The sequence below is a fragment of the Pseudomonas sp. Marseille-Q5115 genome, from assembly GCF_916618905.1.
Classification (GTDB): domain Bacteria; phylum Pseudomonadota; class Gammaproteobacteria; order Pseudomonadales; family Pseudomonadaceae; genus Aquipseudomonas; species Aquipseudomonas japonica_A.
Map to the genome: position 1 here is coordinate 5,122,190 of NZ_CAKAKI010000001.1, position 21,782 is coordinate 5,143,971.

Here is a 21,782-nt window from a genome sequence, read left to right on the forward strand (position 1 = left end):
CAAGAGGTTCACTGTCGTGGCTAAAGAAAAATTTGAACGTAACAAACCGCACGTCAACGTTGGCACCATTGGTCACGTTGACCACGGTAAAACCACTCTGACCGCTGCTCTGACCCGCGTCTGCTCCGAAGTATTCGGTTCGGCCAAGGTTGACTTCGACAAGATCGACAGCGCCCCGGAAGAGAAGGCTCGCGGTATCACCATCAACACCGCGCACGTCGAGTACGACTCGGCTGTTCGTCACTACGCTCACGTTGACTGCCCAGGTCACGCTGACTACGTGAAGAACATGATCACCGGTGCTGCCCAGATGGACGGCGCGATCCTGGTGTGCTCGGCCGCTGACGGCCCGATGCCTCAGACCCGCGAACACATCCTGCTGTCCCGTCAGGTTGGCGTTCCTTACATCGTTGTCTTCCTGAACAAGGCTGACATGGTGGACGACGCCGAGCTGCTGGAACTGGTTGAAATGGAAGTGCGTGACCTGCTCAGCACTTACGATTTCCCAGGCGACGACACCCCGATCATCATCGGTTCGGCGTTGATGGCCCTGAACGGCCAGGACGACAACGAGATGGGCACCACTGCCGTGAAGAAGCTGGTCGAAACCCTCGACAGCTACATTCCCGAGCCAGAGCGTGCTATCGACAAGCCGTTCCTGATGCCGATCGAAGACGTGTTCTCGATCTCCGGTCGCGGTACCGTGGTAACCGGTCGTGTTGAGCGTGGCGTCGTCAAGATCCAGGAAGAAGTCGAGATCGTTGGCCTGCGTCCAACCGTCAAGACCACCTGCACCGGCGTTGAAATGTTCCGCAAGCTGCTGGACGAAGGTCGTGCTGGCGAGAACTGCGGCGTGCTGCTGCGCGGCACCAAGCGTGACGACGTTGAGCGTGGCCAGGTACTGGTCAAGCCCGGCACCGTCAAGCCGCACACCAAGTTCACTGCAGAAGTGTACGTGCTGTCCAAGGAAGAAGGTGGTCGTCACACCCCGTTCTTCAAAGGCTACCGTCCACAGTTCTACTTCCGGACCACTGACGTGACCGGTAACTGCGAACTGCCGGAAGGCGTTGAAATGGTAATGCCAGGCGATAACATTCAGATGACTGTTACCCTGATCAAGACCATCGCGATGGAAGACGGCCTGCGTTTCGCAATCCGTGAAGGCGGTCGTACCGTTGGCGCTGGCGTTGTAGCCAAAGTCATCGAGTAAGTCCCCCGTTCCAAAAGGAGCCCCCGCCTAGCGGGGGCTTTTTTATTGGGTTGACACCTGTTAGGGGCGTCTATAGAATCACGCCTCCTTTTAACGGGCGTAGTCCGTCTGTTGGGAATGAGCCTGGAGTCTGAAATCCAATGCAAAATCAGCAAATTCGTATCAGGTTGAAGGCATTTGACCATCGCCTGATCGACCAATCCACCCAGGAAATCGTGGAAACCGCGAAACGTACTGGGGCACAGGTGCGTGGTCCGATTCCACTGCCTACCCGTAAGGAGCGGTTCACTGTTCTGGTCTCCCCGCACGTCAACAAAGACGCGCGTGATCAGTACGAAATCCGCACTCATAAGCGTGTCCTGGACATCGTCCAGCCAACGGACAAAACCGTTGATGCGCTGATGAAGCTCGACCTCGCGGCAGGCGTGGAAGTACAGATCAGCCTCGGCTAAGACCCGTGTCTTGGTCGTGTAACGCTCTGAAATGGGCGGCCATAGCGGGTGAAAGCCCCGTACACTCATGAGGTTTACAACATGACTATTGGTGTAGTCGGTCGTAAGTGCGGTATGACCCGCATCTTCACCGAAGATGGTGTCTCTATTCCGGTTACGGTCATCGAGATCGAACCGAATCGCGTCACTCAGTTCAAAACCGAAGATTCCGATGGCTACCGTGCAGTGCAAGTCACTGTGGGTGAGCGTCGCGCTTCGCGCGTAACCGCTGCACAAGCTGGTCACTTCGCCAAGGCGAACGTAGCCGCTGGCCGTGGTGTCTGGGAATTCCGCCTTGAAGAAGGCGAGTACCAGGCAGGCGACCTGATCAACTCGGAACTGTTCGCAGCAGGCCAACTGGTAGACGTTACCGGTCAGTCGAAGGGTAAAGGCTTTGCCGGTACCATCAAGCGCTGGAACTTCCGTGGTCAGGACAACACCCACGGTAACTCCGTTTCCCACCGCGTTCCAGGCTCCATCGGCCAGTGCCAGACTCCTGGTCGTGTTTTCAAGGGCAAGAAAATGTCCGGTCACATGGGCGCCGAGCGCGTGACCGTGCAGTCCCTGGAAGTGGTCCGCGTTGACGCTGAACGCAACCTGCTGCTGGTCAAGGGTGCCGTTCCTGGTGCTACTGGCGGCGACGTGGTTGTGCGTCCGGCTGTTAAGGCTCGCGGTTAAGGGGAAGCTGACATGCAATTGAATGTAAATGACGCGCAAGCGATCGAAGTTTCCGAACTGACCTTTGGTGGCGAGTTCAACGAGACCCTGGTTCACCAGGCAGTTGTTGCCTACATGGCCGGTGGCCGTCAAGGCAGCAAGCAGCAGAAGACCCGTTCGGACGTGTCCGGCGGCGGCAAGCGCCCATGGCGCCAGAAGGGCACTGGTCGTGCTCGTGCCGGTACCATCCGTAGCCCGCTGTGGCGCGGCGGTGGTACTACTTTCGCTGCTCGTCCTCAGGATCACTCGCAGAAGCTCAACAAGAAGATGTATCGCGCAGCACTGCGCTCCATCCTCGCTGAGCTGGTACGCACTGATCGTCTGGTCGTGGTTCAGGACTTCGCTGTTGAAGCGCCAAAAACCAAAGAACTGCTGGGCAAGCTGAATGGCATGGGCCTGACTGACGTGCTGATCGTTTCCGAAGCCGTTGATCAGAACCTGTACCTGGCTGCTCGCAACCTGCCGCACGTCGATGTACGTGACGTTCAAGGTTCCGATCCGGTCAGTCTGATCGCCTACGACAAGGTGTTGATCACCGTGTCGGCCGTGAAGAAATTCGAGGAGCTGCTGGGATGAACCAGGAACGCGTATTTAAAGTTCTGCTTGGCCCGCACGTATCCGAGAAGGCCACCGGCCTGGCTGAGAAGAAAGGCCAGTTCGTCTTCAAGGTTGCGACCGACGCTACCAAGCTGGAAATCAAGAAGGCCGTCGAAACGTTGTTCGACGTTAAAGTGGAGCGCGTGACTACCCTGAACGTTTTGGGTAAGACCAAGCGTACCGCTCGGGGTCTGGGCAAGCGTAATGACTGGAAGAAGGCCGTTGTCGCTCTTCAGCCAGGCCAAGATCTCGATTTCAGCAGCAGTGCTGAGTAAGGAAGGGGTGCATCATGGCAATCGTTAAATGCAAACCGACTTCCCCTGGCCGCCGTTTCGTGGTCAAGGTGGTCAACCAGGAGCTGCATAAAGGCGCTCCTTACGCTCCGCTGCTCGAGAAGAAGTCGAAGTCTGGCGGTCGTAACAACAATGGCCGTATCACCACCCGTCACGTTGGCGGTGGCCACAAGCAGCATTATCGTCTGGTCGACTTCCGTCGCAACGACAAGGACGGCATCGCCGCCATTGTCGAGCGTATCGAATACGATCCGAACCGTACTGCTCACCTGGCTCTGCTGCGTTACGCCGATGGCGAACGTCGCTACATCATCGCGCCGAAAGGTGTGAGTGCTGGCGACCAGCTGATCTCTGGCGCTCTGGCTCCTATCAAGCCGGGCAACAGCCTGCAGCTGCGCAACATCCCTGTTGGTAGCACCGTTCACGGTATCGAGCTCAAGCCAGGCAAGGGTGCTCAAATCGCCCGTTCCGCTGGTGCTTCCGCTCAGCTGGTTGCTCGTGAAGGCACCTACGTGACCCTGCGTCTGCGTTCCGGTGAGATGCGTAAAGTGCTCTCCGAGTGCCGCGCGACCCTGGGTGAAGTCTCGAATTCCGAGCATAGCCTGCGTTCGCTGGGTAAAGCCGGTGCCAAACGCTGGCGTGGCGTTCGCCCAACCGTTCGTGGTGTTGCCATGAACCCGGTTGACCACCCACATGGTGGTGGTGAAGGTCGTACCTCCGGTGGTCGTCATCCGGTATCGCCATGGGGCTTCCCGACCAAGGGTGCGAAAACCCGTGGTAATAAGCGTACCGACAACATGATCGTCCGTCGTCGCAAGTAATCTGAGGATACGACAGTGCCACGTTCTCTGAAAAAAGGTCCTTTCATCGATCTTCACCTGTTGAAGAAGGTCGAAGTGGCGGCGGAAAAGAACGATCGCAAACCAGTTAAGACCTGGTCGCGCCGTTCGATGATTCTGCCGCAAATGGTAGGTTTGACCATCGCTGTACACAACGGGCGTCAACACGTTCCGGTTCTCGTGAGCGAAGACATGGTTGGCCATAAACTGGGCGAGTTCGCCGGTACCCGCACTTATCGCGGGCACGTGGCTGACAAGAAAGCCAAGCGTTAAGGGGTAAGGAAATGGAAGTAGCCGCTAAGTTGTCGGGCGCTCGCATCTCCGCCCAGAAAGCCCGCTTGGTCGCCGACCAGATTCGCGGGAAGAAGGTGGGCGAAGCGCTCAACCTGTTGGCCTTCAGCAGCAAGAAGGCCGCTGAAGTCATGAAGAAAGTCCTCGAGTCGGCCGTTGCCAACGCCGAACACAACGAAGGCGCAGACGTCGACGATCTGAAAGTGTCGACTGTTTTCGTCAACGAAGGGCGTTCGCTGAAGCGCATCATGCCGCGTGCCAAAGGCCGCGCTGATCGCATCGTCAAGCGGTCTTGCCATATCACTGTCAAGGTTGCGGACAAGTAACGGAGTCGATCAGATGGGTCAGAAAGTACATCCCGTTGGCATTCGCCTGGGAATCGTCAAGGAGCACACCTCCGTCTGGTACGCAGACGGTCGGACCTACGCAGATTATCTGCTGGCGGATCTGAAAACGCGTGAGTTCCTGCAAGACAAACTAAAAAGCGCGTCCGTAAGCCGTATCGATATCCATCGGCCGGCTCAGACCGCACGCATCACCATCCACACCGCTCGTCCCGGCATCGTGATCGGCAAGAAAGGTGAAGATGTTGAGAAGCTGCGTCAGGACCTGACCAAGCAAATGGGTGTGCCCGTGCACATCAATATCGAAGAGATCCGTAAGCCGGAGCTCGACGGTATGTTGGTTGCACAGAGCGTAGCTCAGCAGCTGGAACGCCGCGTAATGTTCCGTCGCGCCATGAAGCGCGCCGTACAGAACGCAATGCGTATTGGTGCCAAGGGCATCAAGATCCAGGTGAGCGGTCGTCTGGGCGGTGCTGAAATCGCACGTACTGAATGGTATCGCGAAGGTCGTGTGCCTCTGCACACCCTGCGTGCCGATATCGACTATGCCACCTACGAAGCTCACACCACCTACGGTGTGATTGGTGTCAAGGTTTGGATCTTCAAAGGCGAAGTAATTGGTGGTCGCCAGGAAGAGCTGAAACCTCAAGCACCTGCGCCTCGTAAAAAAGCTGCCAAGTAAGGGGTACGCCAAATGTTGCAACCAAAGCGTACAAAATTCCGCAAGCAGATGACCGGCCACAACCGTGGTCTGGCACTGCGCGGTAGCAAAGTCAGCTTCGGCGAGTTCGCCCTGAAAGCTGTTGCTCGCGGCCGCCTCACCGCCCGCCAGATCGAATCGGCACGTCGTGCCCTGACTCGTCACGTAAAACGTGGCGGCAAGATCTGGATTCGCGTGTTCCCGGACAAGCCGGTCACCAAGAAGCCTCTCGAAGTGCGGATGGGTAAAGGTAAGGGTAGCGTCGAATATTGGGTAGCCCAGATCCAGCCAGGCAAAGTCCTGTATGAGATCGAAGGTGTTTCCGAAGAGCTGGCGCGTGAGGCATTCGCCCTGGCGGCTGCAAAGCTGCCTCTCGCCACCTCCTTTGTTAAGCGGACGGTGATGTGATGCAAGCGAACGAACTTCGTGAGAAATCAGCACAGCAACTGAACGAGCAACTGCTCGGCTTGCTGCGCGACCAGTTCAATCTGCGTATGCAGAAAGCAACTGGCCAGTTGGGGCAGTCTCACCTGCTCTCGCAAGTGAAGCGTGACATCGCTCGCGTGAAAACTGTGCTCAACCAGCAGGCAGGTAAGTAATCATGGCTGAAGCCGAAAAAACCGTCCGTACGCTGACTGGCCGTGTTGTCAGCGACAAGATGGACAAAACCATCACCGTATTGATCGAGCGTCGCGTAAAGCACCCGATCTACGGCAAGTACGTCAAGCGTTCGACTAAGCTGCACGCTCACGACGAGAACAACCAGTGCCACATTGGTGACAAGGTCACCATTCGTGAAACCCGTCCGGTCGCCAAGACCAAGAACTGGGCCCTGGTTGAAATCGTTGAACGCGCTGTTGAAGTCTAAGGGCTAGGGGTCGGAGATATTTTATGATTCAGACTCAATCCATGCTCGATGTGGCCGATAACAGCGGCGCTCGTCGCGTAATGTGCATCAAGGTTCTCGGCGGTTCGCACCGTCGTTACGCCGGCATTGGCGACATCATCAAAGTGACCGTGAAGGAAGCGATTCCGCGCGGCAAGGTCAAGAAAGGCCAGGTGATGACCGCTGTTGTTGTTCGTACCCGTCACGGTGTGCGCCGCGCTGATGGTTCCATCATCCGCTTCGATGGCAACGCTGCTGTTCTTCTGAACAACAAGCAAGAGCCGATCGGCACCCGTATCTTTGGGCCAGTGACCCGTGAGCTTCGTTCCGAGAAGTTCATGAAGATCGTCTCGCTCGCCCCAGAAGTGCTGTAAGGAGATCCGACATGCAAAAGATTCGTCGTGACGACGAGATCATCGTGATCGCCGGCAAAGACAAGGGCAAGCGCGGTAAGGTGCTGAAGGTTCTCGCTGACGACCGTCTGGTCGTTGGCGGGGTCAACCTGGTCAAGCGTCATACCAAGCCGAATCCGATGGCTGGCATTCAAGGCGGTATCGTCGAGAAAGAAGCGCCTCTGCACGCTTCCAACGTTGCCATTTTCAATGGTGAAACCAACAAGGCTGACCGCGTTGGCTTCAAAGTAGAAGACGGCAAGAAAATTCGTGTCTTCAAGTCGACCCAGAAAGCGGTTGATGCTTGAACACTGCTAGGTAGAAGACAATGGCACGACTGAAAGAGATTTACCGGAAGGAAATCGCTCCCAAGCTTAAGGAAGAACTTAAGCTGGGCAACGTGATGGAAGTTCCGCGCGTTACCAAGATCACCTTGAACATGGGTCTGGGCGAAGCGATCGGCGACAAGAAAGTCATCGAGCACGCTGTTGCCGACCTGGAAAAGATCACTGGCCAGAAGCCTGTCGTCACCTACGCCCGCAAATCCATTGCAGGCTTCAAGGTGCGTGAGGGCTGGCCGATCGGCGTCAAGGTAACCCTGCGTCGCGATCGTATGTATGAATTCCTGGATCGTCTGCTGTCGATCTCCCTGCCTCGGGTTCGCGACTTCCGCGGCCTGAATGCCAAGTCCTTCGATGGCCGTGGCAACTACAGCATGGGTGTCAAAGAGCAGATCATCTTCCCGGAAATCGATTACGACAAGATCGATGCTCTTCGCGGTCTGGACATCACCCTGACCACTACCGCCCGTTCGGACGACGAAGGCCGCGCTCTGCTGCGTGCGTTCAAGTTCCCGTTCCGTAACTGATAGGAGTCGGACCATGGCTAAGACGAGCATGAAAAACCGTGAGCTGAAGCGTCAGCAAACGGTAGCCAAGTACGCCAAAAAGCGTGCTGAGCTGAAAGCGACCATCGTCAACCTGAATGCAACTCCAGAAGAGCGCTGGGCAGCCAGCGTCGCTCTGCAGAAGCAGCCACGTGACGCCAGCGCATCGCGCCTGCGCAACCGTTGCCGCCTGACCGGTCGTCCTCACGGTGTTTACCGTAAGTTCGGCCTGGCGCGTAACATGCTGCGCCAAGCTGCAATGCGTGGTGACGTACCAGGCCTGGTCAAGGCCAGCTGGTAAGTCGCAACCGCGGCGGAGTCATCCGCCGCTGGTCACGCAATACGATCAAGCCCCTTCTGGGGCTTGATTCGTTTCCGGGGTGTGACTAGAATGACCGGCTCGCCTGAGCCCGGGTATTTTCCTGGGCGATTGAGCAGGCGATTTTTGCAGCCGAAAGGCTCGTTTTTTTTGTATCAGGAGCGTCTAGCCCATGAGTATGCAGGACCCGTTAGCGGACATGCTAACTCGCATCCGTAATGCCCAGATGGCTGAAAAGTCCGTCGTCAGCATGCCTTCCTCCACGTTGAAGGTTGCGGTAGCCAAAGTTCTGAAGGACGAAGGTTACATCGCGGGTTATCAGGTCACCGGTGAAGCCAAGCCTTCGCTGTCCATCGAGCTGAAGTACTTCGAAGGCCGTCCGGTCATCGAGGAAGTCAAGCGCGTCAGCCGTCCTGGCCTGCGTCAGTACAAATCCGTTGATGATCTGCCAAAAGTTCGTGGCGGTCTCGGCGTATCCATCGTCTCCACCAACAAAGGTGTGATGACGGATCGTGCTGCGCGCGCTGCCGGTGTCGGCGGCGAAGTCCTTTGCACTGTGTTCTAAGGGGGGATAAGCATGTCTCGCGTCGCTAAGAACCCCGTCAGGCTGCCAGCCGGCGTTGAAGTTAAATTCGCTGGTCAGCAACTGTCGATCAAGGGTGCCAAGGGTACTCTCGAGCTGAACGTTCACGCTTCTGTTGAAGTAGTCGAAGAGGGTGGCGAACTGCGTTTCTCCGCTCGTAACGGCGACCAGCAGACTCGCGCAATGGCCGGCACCACTCGTGCACTGGTCAACAACATGGTGCAGGGCGTAAGCCAAGGCTTCGAGCGCAAGCTCCAGCTGGTTGGCGTAGGTTACAAGGCTCAGGCCAAGGGTGAAGTTCTGTCCCTGGCACTTGGTTTCTCGCACCCGGTTGAATATCAGCTGCCGCAAGGCGTTACCGCTGAAACTCCAAGCCAGACCGATATCGTGATCAAGGGTATCGACAAGCAGCTCGTTGGCCAGGTTGCCGCGGAAATCCGCGACTTCCGTCGTCCAGAGCCGTACAAAGGCAAGGGTGTCCGTTACGCGGATGAAGTCGTCCGCCGTAAAGAAGCCAAGAAGAAGTAGGGCCTAGCAAATGACCGACAAAAAAGTTACTCGTCTGCGTCGCGCTCGCAAGGCACGCCTGAAAATGCACGAGCTCGAAGCCGTGCGTCTGTGCGTGTATCGCTCTTCGCAGCACATTTATGCCCAGGTCATTTCGGCCGACGGCAGCAAGGTCCTGGCAAGCGCTTCGACCTTGGACAAAGAACTGCGTGATGGCGCCACCGGCAACATCGACGCCGCCACTAAGGTTGGCCAGCTGGTCGCTGAGCGTGCGAAAGCCGCCGGCGTTTCCCAAGTGGCTTTCGACCGTTCTGGCTTCAAGTACCACGGCCGCGTCAAGGCGCTGGCTGATGCTGCTCGTGAAGGCGGGCTGGAGTTCTAAGTTATGGCAAATAACGATCAAAAGCGCGACGAAGGCTACATCGAGAAGCTGGTTCAGGTTAACCGCGTTGCCAAGACCGTAAAAGGCGGTCGTATCTTCACCTTCACCGCGTTGACCGTGGTAGGTGATGGCAAGGGCCGCGTCGGCTTCGGCCGTGGCAAGTCCCGCGAAGTGCCTGCAGCTATCCAGAAAGCAATGGAAGCCGCTCGCCGCAACATGATTCAGGTAGATCTGAACGGCACCACCCTGCAGTACGCCACCAAGTCCGCCCATGGCGCGTCCAAGGTGTACATGCAGCCTGCTTCCGAAGGTACCGGCATCATCGCCGGCGGCGCAATGCGTGCCGTCCTGGAAGTTGCTGGTGTTCAGAACGTTCTGGCCAAGTGCTACGGTTCGACCAACCCGGTCAACGTCGTACATGCCACTTTCAATGGTCTGAAAGCCATGCAGTCCCCTGATTCGATCGCCGCCAAGCGCGGCAAGAGCGTCGAGGAGATTCTGTAATGTCTGCAACCTTGAAAGTTACCTTGATCAAGAGCACCGCCGGCCGCCTGCCTAACCACAAACTGTGTGTTAAAGGGCTCGGTCTGCGTCGCATCGGTCACACCGTGGAAGTCCTGGATACTCCCGAGAACCGCGGGATGATCAACAAGGCTTACTACATGCTGCGCGTCGAGGGTTAATCGATGAAACTCAATGATCTGAGTCCAGCGCCGGGTTCCCGTCGCGAGAAGCATCGTCCGGGTCGTGGTATCGGTAGCGGTCTGGGCAAAACCGGTGGCCGCGGCCACAAGGGTCAGACCTCCCGCTCCGGTGGCACCATTGCTCCTGGCTTTGAAGGCGGTCAACAGCCGCTGCACCGTCGTCTGCCGAAGTTCGGCTTTGTTTCGCTGAAAGCCATGGACCGCGCAGAAGTGCGTACGTCCGAGCTGGCCAAGGTGGAAGGCGATGTCGTCACTCTGCAATCCCTCAAGGATGCCAACGTGATCAACCAGAACGTACAGCGTGTGAAAATCATGCTGTCGGGCGAGGTTACTCGTGCGGTCACCCTCAAGGGCATCGCCGCCACCAAAGGTGCGCGTGCGGCTATCGAAGCAGCTGGCGGCAAGTTCGAGGAATAAATGGCTAAGCAAGGTGCTCTCTCAGCGCTCAGCAAAGGTGGGGGTTTGTCCGAACTCTGGGCTCGTTTGCGTTTCCTGTTCCTGGCGATCATCGTCTACAGGATCGGCGCACACATCCCGGTGCCAGGCATCAACCCTGACCGGCTGGCGGACCTGTTCCGACAGAATGAGGGGACCATTCTTAGCCTGTTCAACATGTTTTCCGGCGGCGCGCTTGAACGCATGAGCATCTTTGCATTGGGGATCATGCCGTACATCTCGGCATCGATCATCATGCAGCTGATGACCGCGATCAGCCCGCAGCTGGAGCAGTTGAAGAAGGAAGGTGAATCTGGCCGTCGCAAGATCAGCCAGTACACCCGCTACGGCACTGTCGCCCTGGCACTGGTTCAAGCTATTGGCATGTCCATTGGCCTGGCCAACCAGGGTGTCGCGTTTTCTGCAGGCTTCGGTTTCTACTTCGTGGCAGTTTCCACCTTCGTGGCGGGCGCGCTGTTCATGATGTGGCTGGGCGAGCAGATCACCGAACGCGGTGTCGGCAACGGTATCTCGATGTTGATTTTCTCGGGTATCGTGGCCGGTCTTCCGAGAGCGATCGGGCAGTCTTTCGAGTCTGCCCGCATGGGTGATATCAACATTTTTGCCCTGATTGCGATCGGTTTGCTGGCAGTAGCGATCATCGGTTTCGTGGTGTTCATCGAGCGTGGTCAGCGCCGTATTGCGGTGCACTACGCCAAGCGTCAGCAGGGCCGTAAGGTCTTTGCTGCGCAGACCAGCCACCTGCCGTTGAAGGTGAACATGGCGGGGGTAATCCCGGCCATTTTCGCGAGCAGCATTCTGCTGTTCCCGGCTTCGCTGGGTGCCTGGTTCGGTCAGTCTGAAGGTATGGGCTGGCTGCAGGACGTCTCGCAGTCGATCGCTCCTGGTCAGCCGTTGAACATCTTGCTGTTTACCGCAGGGATCATTTTCTTCTGCTTCTTCTATACAGCGTTGATGTTCAACCCGAAAGACGTAGCGGAAAACCTGAAGAAGTCCGGTGCCTTTATTCCGGGCATCCGTCCAGGCGAGCAGTCGGCACGCTACATTGATGGCGTTCTGACCCGCTTGACTATGTTCGGTGCTCTATACATGACGGCCGTGTGCCTGCTTCCCCAGTTCCTTGTGGTTGCGGCAAACGTTCCGTTCTACCTTGGCGGGACCTCGTTGCTGATTGTGGTAGTGGTTGTGATGGACTTTATGGCCCAAGTACAATCCCACCTCGTTTCGCACCAGTACGAATCCCTGATGAAGAAAGCCAACCTGAAGGGCTACGGCGGCAGCAACCTGCTGCGCTGAGTCGCCCATAAGGTTCGAGGAGTTGGTGATGAAAGTTCGTGCATCGGTGAAAAAGCTGTGCCGCAACTGCAAGATTATCCGCCGCGAAGGCGTCGTGCGGGTGATCTGCAGCGCGGAACCACGTCACAAGCAGCGCCAAGGCTGATTGTGAGCTGTGTTTAAGCCCGGCAGCTAGTGTGCTGCCGGGTTGATTAATTGTTTCTACAGCGATATCATCTCGCGCCCTATTTCTTGGCTTCCGGGGCGCAGGTAGCTGTCAATTGGAGTCCCACTGAATGGCCCGTATTGCAGGCGTTAACATTCCAGATAACAAGCATGCTGTTATCTCGCTGACCTACATCTATGGTGTTGGTCGCACCACCGCGCAAAAAATCTGCGCGGACGCCGGTGTAAACCCGGCTGCGAAGATCAAGGATCTGAGCGACGAGCAAATCGAACTGCTGCGTGGCGAAGTTGCGAAGTTCACCACCGAAGGTGACCTGCGTCGCGACATCAACATGAAGATCAAGCGCTTGATGGACCTGGGTTGCTACCGTGGCCTGCGTCATCGCCGCGGTCTGCCGGTTCGCGGTCAGCGTACCAAGACCAACGCCCGTACCCGTAAGGGCCCGCGCAAGCCGATCCGCAAGTAATCGCGCCAGCGAATCGACAGGAATATAGTCATGGCAAAACCTGCTGCTCGTCCTCGTAAAAAAGTCAAAAAGACAGTGGTTGATGGCATCGCCCACATCCACGCGTCTTTCAACAACACCATCGTGACCATTACCGACCGTCAAGGTAACGCCCTGTCCTGGGCTACCTCCGGTGGTTCGGGTTTCCGCGGTTCACGCAAGTCCACTCCGTTCGCTGCTCAGGTAGCTGCTGAACGTGCTGGGCAAGCTGCGCTGGAATATGGCCTGAAAAACCTTGACGTAAACGTCAAGGGTCCAGGTCCAGGTCGTGAGTCCGCTGTCCGTGCTTTGAACGGCTGTGGCTACAAGATCGCCAGCATCACCGACGTGACGCCAATCCCGCATAACGGGTGCCGTCCGCCGAAGAAGCGCCGCGTGTAATTCAGGAGACGATAGATAATGGCTCGTTACATTGGTCCAAAATGCAAGCTGGCTCGTCGTGAAGGCACTGACCTGTTCCTGAAAAGCGGCGTCCGCGCTCTGGAATCCAAGTGCAATATCGAAGCAGCCCCAGGTATCCACGGCCAGCGCCGTGGCCGTCAGTCCGACTACGGCACCCAGCTGCGTGAGAAACAAAAGGTTCGTCGTATCTACGGCGTACTCGAGCGTCAGTTCAGCGGCTACTACAAGCAAGCCGCCAGCCAGAAGGGCGCCACCGGCGAAAACCTTCTGCAGCTGCTCGAGTGCCGTCTGGACAACGTCGTTTACCGTATGGGCTTTGGCGCTACCCGTGCCGAGTCCCGCCAACTGGTTTCGCACAAAGCGATCTCGGTCAATGGCCAGACTGTAAACGTACCGTCCTACCAGGTTCGCGCAGGTGACGTGGTTGCAGTTCGTGAGAAGGCAAAAAACCAGCTGCGCATCGCTCAAGCCCTTGAGCTGTGTTCCCAGCGTGGCCGCGTTGAGTGGGTTGAAGTAGACACCGAGAAGAAATCCGGCACTTTCAAAAGTGTTCCGGCTCGCGGTGATCTGTCCGCCGACATCAACGAAAACCTGATCGTCGAGCTCTACTCCAAGTAAGGGCTAGAAAGTAGGTGCATCCATGCAGATTTCGGTAAATGAGTTTCTGACGCCCCGCCATATTGATGTGCAGGTCGTCAGCCCAACCCGCGCCAAGATCACGCTCGAGCCTCTCGAGCGCGGTTTCGGCCACACCCTGGGCAACGCGCTGCGTCGCATCCTGTTGTCCTCCATGCCTGGCTGTGCAGTTGTAGAAGCCGAGATCGACGGTGTACTCCATGAGTACAGCGCCATTGAAGGTGTTCAGGAAGACGTCATTGAAATCCTGCTTAACCTGAAAGGTCTGGCCATCAAGCTGCACGGTCGTGACGAAGTTACGCTGACCTTGTCCAAAAAAGGTTCGGGGGTGGTTACCGCTGCCGATATTCAGCTGGATCATGATGTCGAGATCGTGAATCCCGAGCACGTGATCGCGAACCTGGCGTCTAACGGCGCCTTGAACATGAAGCTAGTAGTAGCTCGTGGTCGCGGTTACGAGCCGGCTGACTCGCGTCAGAGCGACGATGACGAAAGCCGCAGCATTGGTCGCTTGCAGCTGGATGCTTCGTTCAGCCCGGTTCGCCGTATCGCTTACGTGGTGGAAAACGCCCGTGTCGAGCAGCGCACCAACCTGGACAAGCTGGTCATCGACCTGGAAACCAACGGTACCCTGGACCCGGAAGAAGCTATCCGTCGTGCCGCGACCATCCTGCAACAGCAGCTGGCCGCGTTCGTGGATCTGAAGGGTGACAGTGAGCCAGTCGTTATCGAGCAGGAAGACGAGATCGATCCGATCCTTCTTCGCCCGGTTGATGATCTGGAGTTGACTGTACGTTCGGCTAACTGCCTTAAGGCGGAAAACATTTACTACATTGGTGACCTGATTCAGCGCACTGAAGTAGAACTGTTGAAGACTCCGAACCTGGGCAAGAAGTCCCTGACCGAAATCAAGGACGTCTTGGCCTCCCGCGGTCTTTCCCTCGGCATGCGCCTCGATAACTGGCCGCCGGCAAGTCTTAAGAAGGACGACAAGGCTACGGCCTGATCGTCGTAATCACCGAACGTAGAGTTTCGGTAAGGAATGAACCATGCGTCATCGTAAAAGTGGTCGTCATCTGAGCCGCACCAGCGCGCACCGCAAGGCCATGTTCCAAAACATGGCGGTGTCGCTGTTCGAACACGAACTGATCAAAACCACCCTTCCAAAAGCCAAGGAACTGCGCCGGGTTGCCGAGCCGCTGATCACCCTGGCCAAGGAAGACAGCGTTGCCAACCGTCGTCTGGCTTTCGACCGTACCCGTTCGAAGTCCGCCGTAGGCAAGCTGTTCAACGACCTGGGCAAGCGCTACGCCACCCGTCCGGGCGGCTACCTGCGCATCCTCAAGTGCGGTTTCCGCGCCGGGGACAACGCGCCTATGGCCTATGTTGAGCTGGTTGACCGTCCGGTCGGCGGCGTTGTTGAAGCAGCCGAATAAGGCGCGCTTCGACTCACAGAAAACCGAGCTTAGGCTCGGTTTTTTGTTTTCTGTAGGTTAGTAAAATTCTATCAGCCAGGTCGGGTTAATAAATTGGCCCGCTTCGCTATAACTCCGGATACTTGCTGCAACCGGCCTACACCGGAACGCACGTTAGATGGAGAAGTACGAAATGAGCGATACAAAGACCCTCACCACCGCCAGTGGTGCGCCTGTTGCCGATAACCAGAATTCCCGATCCGCTGGCCCCCGTGGCCCGCTGCTGCTCGACGACTTTCACCTGGTCGAGAAGCTCGCTCATTTCAACCGCGAGAACATTCCTGAGCGCCGTGTACATGCCAAGGGCTCGGGTGCGTACGGTACCTTTACCGTAACCCGGGACATCACCCGTTACTCTTCCGCCAAATTGTTCAGCGACATCGGCAAGCAGACGCCCATTTTCCTTCGCTTCTCTACCGTGGGTGGCGAGCGTGGCTCGGCAGATACCGAACGCGACCCGCGCGGCTTTGCAGTGAAGTTCTATACCGAAGAAGGCAACTGGGACATCGTGGGTAACAACACCCCCGTATTCTTCATCCGCGACCCGCTCAAGTTCCCGGACTTTATCCACACTCAAAAGCGCCTCCCGCAGAGCAACCTGAAGAGCGCGCAAATGATGTGGGACTTCTGGTCTCACTCCCCTGAGGCCCTGCACCAGGTCACGATCCTGTTCAGTGATCGGGGCATCCCGGACGGCTACAGGCACATGCACGGCTTTGGTAGCCACACCTACAGCCTGATCAATGCCCGTGGTGAGCGGGTTTGGGTGAAGTGGCACTACAAGACGCAGCAGGGCATCAAGAACCTGCCCCCGGCCGACGCCGCACGTATCGCCGGCACTGATCCGGACTACGCACAGCGCGACCTGTTCAACGCGATCGACCGTGGAGACTATCCACGCTGGACCGTGTGCATCCAGGTAATGACGGAAGAGCAGGCTAACCAGCGAGTCGAAAACCCCTTCGACGTCACCAAGGTCTGGTCGCAGAAGGAATTCCCGCTGATTGAAGTCGGTACTCTTGAGCTCAACCGCAACCCGCTCAACTATTTTGCTGAAGTCGAGCAGGCTACCTTCGGGCCCAGCAACATGATCCCGGGCGTAGGGCTTTCGCCTGACCGGATGCTGCAGGGCCGGGTATTCGCCTATGCCGACGCCCACCGCTACCGTGTAGGCACCAACTTCCAGCAACTGCCGGTGAACGCTCCGCTGAGCCCGGTGAACAACTACCAGCGCGATGGGGCCATGCGGTTCGGAAGCAACGGCGGTCCGCTGCCTAACTACGAGCCAAACAGCTACAGCTCTGCGCCCAAGCAGGTACCGGCCTATGCCGAGCCAGCATTGGCATTGAGTGGCAGCGCGGACCGCTACGACCACCGCACCGACGGTGACTACTACAGCCAGGCGCGCGCCTTGTTCCAGCTGATGAGTGAGGACCAGAAAGCGCTGCTGATCAGCAACATCGCCGGGGCCATGCGAGGGGTCACCGAAGATGTGGTAAACCGCCAGCTGCAGCACTTCTACCAGGTTGATCCGGCCTATGGCGAAGGCATCGCGAGCGCCTTGGGCGTATCGCTGAAGTAAGTCGAAACGCGAACCGGAACCGCCCTCATTTGGGCGGTTTTCGCATCTGTATGCTACTTAATTGCTGAAAATCGCGATTTTTAGTCGCCTGCGGATCGACCCGGGCCCGGCATTGGTTCAAACTATACTTCTTTCAAACGTGACGAGATGTGGGCCATGCAAGGTCATCCAGATGTAATCGACTACCTCAATACGCTGCTGACCGGCGAACTCGCTGCCCGCGATCAGTACTTCATTCACTCGCGCATGTACGAAGACTGGGGCTTTGCCAAGCTCTACGAGCGCATCAATCACGAGATGGAGGAAGAGGCTGGCCATGCGGACGCTTTGATGCGCCGCATCCTCATGCTTGAAGGTACGCCGCGCATGCGCCCAGACGATCTTGACGTAGGCACTACCGTCCCGGAGATGCTCGAAAGCGACCTGCGCCTGGAGTACAAGGTGAGGGCCGCGCTGTGCAAAGGCATTGCCCTGTGTGAGCAACACCGCGACTACGTCAGCCGCGACATCCTCAAGGTCCAGCTCTCGGATACCGAGGAAGACCACACGTACTGGCTCGAAAAGCAGCTTGGGCTGATCAAAAGCATCGGATTGCAGAACTACCTGCAATCACAGATGGGTAACTGATAGGTTTTGGTCCGCAGGCTTCGCTCGCTCCTGCGCAGTGCGCAGGAGCAGGCGATCCCGTTACGCCTTGTCCCGCTCCAGCAGCGGCTTGAGGTACTTGCCGGTATAGGATTGCGACATCTTCGTGACCTGTTCCGGCGTGCCGCAGGCAATGATCTGCCCCCCACGCGAACCGCCCTCTGGCCCCAGATCTACCAGCCAATCCGCCGTCTTGATCACATCCAGGTTGTGCTCGATCACCACCACTGTGTTGCCGTGGTTGCGCAGTCGATGAAGCACGTCTAGCAGCTGCTGAATATCCGCGAAGTGCAGGCCCGTGGTCGGTTCGTCGAGGATGTACAGGGTTTTGCCCGTGTCACGCTTGGACAGCTCCCGCGATAGCTTCACCCTCTGGGCTTCACCACCGGACAACGTCGTGGCTGACTGCCCCAACTTGATGTACGACAGCCCCACATCCATCAGCGTTTGCAGCTTGCGTGCGAGTGCCGGTACGGCATCGAAGAATGTACGAGCTTCCTCGATAGTCATCTCGAGCACTTCGTCGATGCTCTTGCCTTTGTAGCGGATCTCGAGAGTTTCGCGGTTATAGCGCTTGCTCCTGCACACATCGCAAGGCACGTAGATGTCCGGCAGGAAGTGCATCTCCACCTTGATCAGGCCGTCGCCCTGGCACGCTTCGCAGCGGCCGCCTTTCACGTTGAACGAGAAGCGGCCCGGGCCATAGCCTCGCGCGCGCGCCTCGGGCACGCCGGCAAACAGCTCGCGGATCGGCGTGAACAGCCCGGTATAGGTCGCAGGGTTGGAGCGTGGCGTGCGGCCGATCGGGCTTTGGTCGATGTCCACCACCTTATCCAGGTGCTGCAGCCCATCAATGCTGTCGTGCGGGGCCGCTTCCAGCGTAGTGGCGCCATTGAGCGCAGTGGCGCTGAGCGGGAACAAGGTATTGTTGATCAACGTGGACTTACCCGAGCCAGACACACCCGTTACACAGGTGAGAAGGCCAATAGGGATTTCCAGGTCCACATTGCGCAGGTTATTGCCGCGCGCGCCCTTGATCGTCAGGGAGAGCTTCTTGTCACGAGGGGTGCGTTTTTCGGGATAGATGATCTTTTTGCGGCCCGACAGGTAAGCGCCTGTCAGGGAGTCCGGATGCGCCATCACTTCCTCGGGGGTGCCTTCGGCGACGATAGAGCCCCCATGTACGCCCGCGCCTGGCCCGATGTCCACCACATAGTCCGCAAGCCGAATGGCGTCTTCGTCATGTTCCACCACGATCACCGTGTTGCCGATATCCCGTAGGTGATTGAGCGTGGCAAGCAGGCGGTCGTTGTCGCGCTGGTGCAGGCCAATGGACGGCTCGTCCAGAATGTACATCACCCCCACCAGGCCGGCGCCGATCTGGCTGGCCAGCCGGATGCGCTGGGCCTCGCCGCCGGACAAGGTATCGGCGCTGCGGTCCAGCGTCAGGTAGTCCAGGCCCACGTTCACCAGGAACTGCAGGCGTTCGCGGATCTCTTTCAGAATCTTGTCGGCGATTTCACCCTTGCGCCCGGTCAGCTGCAAACCGCCGAAATAGTCCCAGGCTTCCCCGATAGGCAAACCGGTCACTGCAGGCAGTGTTTTTTCGCCTACCCACACATGGCGCGATTCCCTGCGCAGTCGGGTGCCGCGGCACTCCGGGCACGGCTGGGTGCTGAGGTACTTGGCCAGGTCCTCGCGTACGCTGGCGGATTCGGTTTCCCGGTAGCGGCGCTCCAGGTTCGGCACAATGCCTTCGAACGGGTGCGAGCGTTTGACGATATCCCCGCGGTCGTTGAGGTAGCGGAAGTCCACATTGTCGCGCCCGCTACCGTATAGCAGCAGCTTCTGCTTCTCGGCCGGCAGCTCCCCGAAGGGCTTCTCCAGGCTGAACTTGTAGTGAGCCGCCAGCGAGCCAAGCATCTGGAAGTAATAGACGTTACGCCTGTCCCAGCCACGAATGGCACCCTCACCGAGCGTAAGCTCGCCGTTCACCAGCCGCTTGGGGTCGAAGAACTGCTTCACGCCCAAGCCGTCGCAGGTAGGGCAGGCGCCAGCAGGGTTGTTGAACGAAAACAGCTTGGGCTCGAGCTCGCTGATGGCATGGCCGCACACCGGGCAGGCGAACCGCGCGGAGAAAATAATCTCTTCGCCCTTGTCGTCTTCGTCCATCGGCGCAACCAGGGCGATACCGTCCGCCAGCTTCAGCGCGGTCTCGAACGACTCAGCCAGGCGCTGTTGCAGGTCGGCACGTACCTTGAAGCGATCCACCACCACGTCGATGGTGTGCTTCTTCTGCTTGTCCAGCTTGGGCGCTTCATCCAGCTCATGCAGCTTGCCATTGATGCGTGCACGTACAAAGCCCTGGGCGCGCAGCTCTTCCAGTACGCTGAGGTGCTCGCCCTTGCGCTCGCGGATCACCGGGGCCAGCAGCATCAACCGCCGGCCCTCCGGCTCGGCCAGCACCAGGTCGACCATCTGCGACACGGTTTGCGCTTCCAGCGGGATGTCATGATCCGGGCAGCGCGGCGTACCCACACGGGCATACAGCAAACGCAGGTAGTCGTAGATCTCGGTGATGGTACCCACGGTCGAACGCGGGTTGTGGGATGTGGACTTTTGCTCGATGGAAATGGCCGGGGAAAGCCCTTCGATGGTGTCCACGTCCGGCTTTTCCATCATCGAGAGGAACTGGCGGGCGTAGGCGGACAGCGATTCCACATACCGGCGCTGGCCCTCGGCGTACAACGTATCGAACGCCAGCGACGACTTGCCGGAGCCAGAGAGGCCAGTGATAACGATCAGTTTGTCGCGGGGAAGCGTAAGGTCAATGTTTTTCAGGTTGTGGGTACGTGCCCCACGAATCAGGATCTTGTCCAAGGCGGCCTCGCTCGGCGGGCATAAACACGGAAGTATACGGGGCAGGGCAGGGAAGCAGTACTTCCCTGCGGCTTATAAGCCCAGGGGCTGGTCATGGGGGCGCTAGCCATGAAGATCCGTTCATGTGGCATAGCGTCACTCAATGTGCCGTTACACGATCGGACTGGTAGAATCTCGGCCGGTTCACACGAGGTAATTCCATGCAAGATCTCCACAGCGAACGCATGAGTGGCGGCGAAACCCGTGCTGCCGCCGGCCTGGCGCTGGTGTTCGCCTTTCGCATGCTGGGCATGTTCATGGTGCTGCCGGTACTGGCCACCTACGGGATGGACCTGCCCGGTGCCACGCTGCCGCTGATTGGCCTGGCCATCGGCGCCTACGGCCTTACCCAGGCGGTATTGCAGATTCCCTTCGGGATGGTGTCCGACCGTATCGGCCGGCTTCCGGTGATCTACGTCGGGTTGGTGATCTTCGCCATCGGCAGCGTGGTCGCAGCCCAGGCAGACACCATCTGGGGCGTGATCTTCGGGCGGGTGCTGCAAGGCGCCGGTGCGATATCGGCCGCCGTAATGGCCCTGCTGTCGGACCTCACCCGTGAGCAGCACCGCACCAAGGCCATGGCCATGATCGGCATGAGCATCGGCCTGTCGTTCGCCGTCGCCATGGTAGTAGGCCCATTGCTTACCCGCGCGTTCGGCCTCAAGGGCCTGTTCATCGCCACCGCCGTATTGGCGCTGGTGGGCATGTTGATCATCGCGTTCGTGGTGCCGCGCTCTACCCGCGTGCTGCAGCACCGGGAATCCGGCGTGGCCCGTCAGGCGCTGGGCCCTACTTTGCGCCACCCGGACCTGCTGCGCCTGGACGCGGGCATCTTCATTCTGCATGCCATCTTGATGTCCAGTTTTGTCGCGCTGCCTTTGGCCTACGTAGAGCGCGCCGGGCTGCCGAAGGAACAACACTGGTGGGTATACCTCACCGCGCTGTTCATCTCATTCTTTGCAATGGTTCCGTTCATTATCTACGGCGAAAAAAAGCGCAAGATGAAGCGTGTCCTCGTGGGGGCGATCGTGGTGCTGGCGCTGACTGAGCTGTACTTCTGGGCATTCGCGCAAAGCCTGACCGCGCTGGTGGTCGGCACCGTGGTGTTCTTTACCGCGTTCAACCTGCTGGAGGCCTCGCTGCCGTCGCTGGTGAGCAAGGTGTCGCCAGCCGGTGGAAAGGGCACTGCCATGGGGGTGTACTCCACCAGCCAGTTCCTCGGCGCGGCGCTGGGCGGGATACTCGGAGGCTGGATGTTCCAGCATGGCGGGCTGGGCGGGGTGTTCCTCGGCTGCGCCGTATTGCTCATGCTGTGGGTGGCCATTGCTGGTACTATGCGCGAACCACCCTATGTCACCAGCCTGCGCCTGCCGCTATCGCCCGAGTCGGTGAAGGATGCCGGGTTGAGCGAGCGGTTGATGGCCGCCCCCGGGGTGACAGACGCCGTGGTGGTAGCCGATGAGGCTGCCATCTACATCAAATTTGATACGAAAATTTTGGACCGCACCGCCCTGGACGCGCTGGTAAACCCGCGCCAGAGCACGTGCGGCGCCTAGGAG

At 58.3% G+C, this 21,782-nt stretch carries 33 protein-coding genes; 32 read left to right on the forward strand and 1 reads right to left on the reverse strand.

Annotated features, from left to right (window positions below; translation table 11 throughout):
• The first annotated feature begins 16 nt into the window (after positions 1 to 16).
• The 31 genes from tuf (at position 17) to bfr (ending at position 17,286) form a co-directional block, all read left to right on the forward strand.
• Entirely contained in the window at positions 17 to 1,210 is a 1,194-nt protein-coding gene (tuf, locus tag LG385_RS23515; RefSeq protein ID WP_225776109.1) for an elongation factor Tu, read from the forward strand.
• Between the two features lie 140 nt (positions 1,211 to 1,350).
• Positions 1,351 to 1,662 carry a 30S ribosomal protein S10 gene (gene rpsJ / locus LG385_RS23520; RefSeq protein ID WP_003186070.1) on the forward strand — a complete coding sequence of 104 codons (312 nt, stop codon included), beginning with the start codon at positions 1,351 to 1,353 and terminating at the stop codon, positions 1,660 to 1,662.
• A gap of 81 nt (positions 1,663 to 1,743) precedes the next feature.
• Entirely contained in the window at positions 1,744 to 2,379 is a 636-nt protein-coding gene (gene rplC / locus LG385_RS23525; RefSeq protein ID WP_181122422.1) for a 50S ribosomal protein L3, read from the forward strand.
• 12 nt (positions 2,380 to 2,391) lie between these two features.
• Complete coding sequence (rplD, locus tag LG385_RS23530; protein ID WP_181117541.1) at positions 2,392 to 2,994, forward strand: 50S ribosomal protein L4; 603 nt, start codon at positions 2,392 to 2,394, stop codon at positions 2,992 to 2,994.
• Entirely contained in the window at positions 2,991 to 3,290 is a 300-nt protein-coding gene (rplW, locus tag LG385_RS23535) for a 50S ribosomal protein L23 (RefSeq protein WP_168085197.1), read from the forward strand. The genes rplD and rplW overlap by 4 nt, the downstream gene beginning before the upstream one ends.
• 14 nt (positions 3,291 to 3,304) lie before the next feature.
• Positions 3,305 to 4,129: a 50S ribosomal protein L2 gene (gene rplB, locus LG385_RS23540; protein ID WP_181117540.1), complete on the forward strand. Its 825-nt coding sequence runs from the start codon at positions 3,305 to 3,307 to the stop codon at positions 4,127 to 4,129.
• A 15-nt stretch (positions 4,130 to 4,144) separates the two neighbouring features.
• Positions 4,145 to 4,420, forward strand: coding sequence for a 30S ribosomal protein S19 (gene rpsS, locus LG385_RS23545; RefSeq protein WP_040261498.1), 276 nt, complete (start codon positions 4,145 to 4,147; stop codon positions 4,418 to 4,420).
• Between the two features lie 11 nt (positions 4,421 to 4,431).
• Entirely contained in the window at positions 4,432 to 4,764 is a 333-nt protein-coding gene (gene rplV / locus LG385_RS23550) for a 50S ribosomal protein L22 (RefSeq protein ID WP_168085195.1), read from the forward strand.
• Positions 4,765 to 4,777: 13 nt separating this feature from the next.
• Positions 4,778 to 5,464 (forward strand): 30S ribosomal protein S3, encoded by a 687-nt coding sequence (gene rpsC / locus LG385_RS23555; protein ID WP_168085194.1) that lies wholly within the window; start codon positions 4,778 to 4,780, stop codon positions 5,462 to 5,464.
• A gap of 12 nt (positions 5,465 to 5,476) precedes the next feature.
• Positions 5,477 to 5,890 carry a 50S ribosomal protein L16 gene (gene rplP, locus LG385_RS23560; protein WP_009397508.1) on the forward strand — a complete coding sequence of 138 codons (414 nt, stop codon included), beginning with the start codon at positions 5,477 to 5,479 and terminating at the stop codon, positions 5,888 to 5,890.
• Positions 5,890 to 6,081, forward strand: a complete 192-nt coding sequence (gene rpmC / locus LG385_RS23565; RefSeq protein ID WP_181117539.1) for a 50S ribosomal protein L29 — start codon at positions 5,890 to 5,892, stop codon at positions 6,079 to 6,081. Before rplP ends, rpmC begins: the two co-directional genes overlap by 1 nt.
• Before the next feature lie 2 nt (positions 6,082 to 6,083).
• Complete coding sequence (gene rpsQ / locus LG385_RS23570) at positions 6,084 to 6,350, forward strand: 30S ribosomal protein S17 (protein ID WP_181117538.1); 267 nt, start codon at positions 6,084 to 6,086, stop codon at positions 6,348 to 6,350.
• Between the two features lie 23 nt (positions 6,351 to 6,373).
• A complete protein-coding gene (rplN, locus tag LG385_RS23575) occupies positions 6,374 to 6,742 on the forward strand; it encodes a 50S ribosomal protein L14 (RefSeq protein WP_003243907.1) in 369 nt (122 codons plus the stop codon).
• 11 nt (positions 6,743 to 6,753) lie between these two features.
• Positions 6,754 to 7,068 carry a 50S ribosomal protein L24 gene (gene rplX, locus LG385_RS23580; RefSeq protein ID WP_040261506.1) on the forward strand — a complete coding sequence of 105 codons (315 nt, stop codon included), beginning with the start codon at positions 6,754 to 6,756 and terminating at the stop codon, positions 7,066 to 7,068.
• Positions 7,069 to 7,088: 20 nt separating this feature from the next.
• Positions 7,089 to 7,628, forward strand: coding sequence for a 50S ribosomal protein L5 (gene rplE, locus LG385_RS23585; RefSeq protein ID WP_181117537.1), 540 nt, complete (start codon positions 7,089 to 7,091; stop codon positions 7,626 to 7,628).
• Between the two features lie 13 nt (positions 7,629 to 7,641).
• Positions 7,642 to 7,947: a 30S ribosomal protein S14 gene (rpsN, locus tag LG385_RS23590; RefSeq protein ID WP_181117536.1), complete on the forward strand. Its 306-nt coding sequence runs from the start codon at positions 7,642 to 7,644 to the stop codon at positions 7,945 to 7,947.
• Positions 7,948 to 8,137: 190 nt separating this feature from the next.
• On the forward strand, positions 8,138 to 8,530 hold the full coding sequence (rpsH, locus tag LG385_RS23595; protein WP_181117535.1) for a 30S ribosomal protein S8: 393 nt from the start codon (positions 8,138 to 8,140) through the stop codon (positions 8,528 to 8,530).
• Between the two features lie 12 nt (positions 8,531 to 8,542).
• Complete coding sequence (gene rplF, locus LG385_RS23600; protein WP_181117534.1) at positions 8,543 to 9,076, forward strand: 50S ribosomal protein L6; 534 nt, start codon at positions 8,543 to 8,545, stop codon at positions 9,074 to 9,076.
• Positions 9,077 to 9,086: 10 nt separating this feature from the next.
• Positions 9,087 to 9,437 (forward strand): 50S ribosomal protein L18, encoded by a 351-nt coding sequence (rplR, locus tag LG385_RS23605; protein ID WP_040261511.1) that lies wholly within the window; start codon positions 9,087 to 9,089, stop codon positions 9,435 to 9,437.
• A 3-nt stretch (positions 9,438 to 9,440) separates the two neighbouring features.
• On the forward strand, positions 9,441 to 9,941 hold the full coding sequence (gene rpsE / locus LG385_RS23610; protein WP_225776114.1) for a 30S ribosomal protein S5: 501 nt from the start codon (positions 9,441 to 9,443) through the stop codon (positions 9,939 to 9,941).
• Positions 9,941 to 10,120 carry a 50S ribosomal protein L30 gene (rpmD, locus tag LG385_RS23615; protein WP_181117532.1) on the forward strand — a complete coding sequence of 60 codons (180 nt, stop codon included), beginning with the start codon at positions 9,941 to 9,943 and terminating at the stop codon, positions 10,118 to 10,120. Before rpsE ends, rpmD begins: the two co-directional genes overlap by 1 nt.
• Before the next feature lie 3 nt (positions 10,121 to 10,123).
• On the forward strand, positions 10,124 to 10,558 hold the full coding sequence (gene rplO / locus LG385_RS23620) for a 50S ribosomal protein L15 (RefSeq protein ID WP_040261513.1): 435 nt from the start codon (positions 10,124 to 10,126) through the stop codon (positions 10,556 to 10,558).
• Positions 10,559 to 11,893, forward strand: coding sequence for a preprotein translocase subunit SecY (gene secY / locus LG385_RS23625; protein ID WP_181117531.1), 1,335 nt, complete (start codon positions 10,559 to 10,561; stop codon positions 11,891 to 11,893).
• A 28-nt stretch (positions 11,894 to 11,921) separates the two neighbouring features.
• Positions 11,922 to 12,038 (forward strand): 50S ribosomal protein L36, encoded by a 117-nt coding sequence (gene rpmJ / locus LG385_RS23630; RefSeq protein ID WP_002555468.1) that lies wholly within the window; start codon positions 11,922 to 11,924, stop codon positions 12,036 to 12,038.
• Positions 12,039 to 12,168: 130 nt separating this feature from the next.
• Complete coding sequence (gene rpsM, locus LG385_RS23635) at positions 12,169 to 12,525, forward strand: 30S ribosomal protein S13 (protein ID WP_181117530.1); 357 nt, start codon at positions 12,169 to 12,171, stop codon at positions 12,523 to 12,525.
• Between the two features lie 30 nt (positions 12,526 to 12,555).
• On the forward strand, positions 12,556 to 12,945 hold the full coding sequence (gene rpsK / locus LG385_RS23640; RefSeq protein WP_002555466.1) for a 30S ribosomal protein S11: 390 nt from the start codon (positions 12,556 to 12,558) through the stop codon (positions 12,943 to 12,945).
• Between the two features lie 18 nt (positions 12,946 to 12,963).
• The gene (gene rpsD / locus LG385_RS23645; protein WP_225776115.1) at positions 12,964 to 13,584 is read left to right on the forward strand and encodes a 30S ribosomal protein S4; all 621 of its coding nucleotides are present in this window, start codon (positions 12,964 to 12,966) and stop codon (positions 13,582 to 13,584) included.
• A 22-nt stretch (positions 13,585 to 13,606) separates the two neighbouring features.
• The gene (locus LG385_RS23650) at positions 13,607 to 14,608 is read left to right on the forward strand and encodes a DNA-directed RNA polymerase subunit alpha (protein ID WP_040261517.1); all 1,002 of its coding nucleotides are present in this window, start codon (positions 13,607 to 13,609) and stop codon (positions 14,606 to 14,608) included.
• Positions 14,609 to 14,651: 43 nt separating this feature from the next.
• The gene (gene rplQ, locus LG385_RS23655; protein ID WP_181117528.1) at positions 14,652 to 15,038 is read left to right on the forward strand and encodes a 50S ribosomal protein L17; all 387 of its coding nucleotides are present in this window, start codon (positions 14,652 to 14,654) and stop codon (positions 15,036 to 15,038) included.
• Positions 15,039 to 15,210: 172 nt separating this feature from the next.
• The gene (locus tag LG385_RS23660) at positions 15,211 to 16,659 is read left to right on the forward strand and encodes a catalase (protein WP_225776116.1); all 1,449 of its coding nucleotides are present in this window, start codon (positions 15,211 to 15,213) and stop codon (positions 16,657 to 16,659) included.
• Between the two features lie 156 nt (positions 16,660 to 16,815).
• Entirely contained in the window at positions 16,816 to 17,286 is a 471-nt protein-coding gene (gene bfr / locus LG385_RS23665; protein ID WP_181117526.1) for a bacterioferritin, read from the forward strand.
• A 60-nt stretch (positions 17,287 to 17,346) separates the two neighbouring features.
• Here bfr and uvrA read toward each other — a convergent pair whose 3' ends face one another.
• Entirely contained in the window at positions 17,347 to 20,184 is a 2,838-nt protein-coding gene (gene uvrA, locus LG385_RS23670; RefSeq protein ID WP_225776117.1) for an excinuclease ABC subunit UvrA, read from the reverse strand.
• A gap of 200 nt (positions 20,185 to 20,384) precedes the next feature.
• Here uvrA and LG385_RS23675 point away from each other — a divergent pair, with 200 nt between their 5' ends.
• A complete protein-coding gene (locus tag LG385_RS23675) occupies positions 20,385 to 21,779 on the forward strand; it encodes an MFS transporter (protein WP_225776118.1) in 1,395 nt (464 codons plus the stop codon).
• Positions 21,780 to 21,782 lie beyond the last annotated feature (3 nt).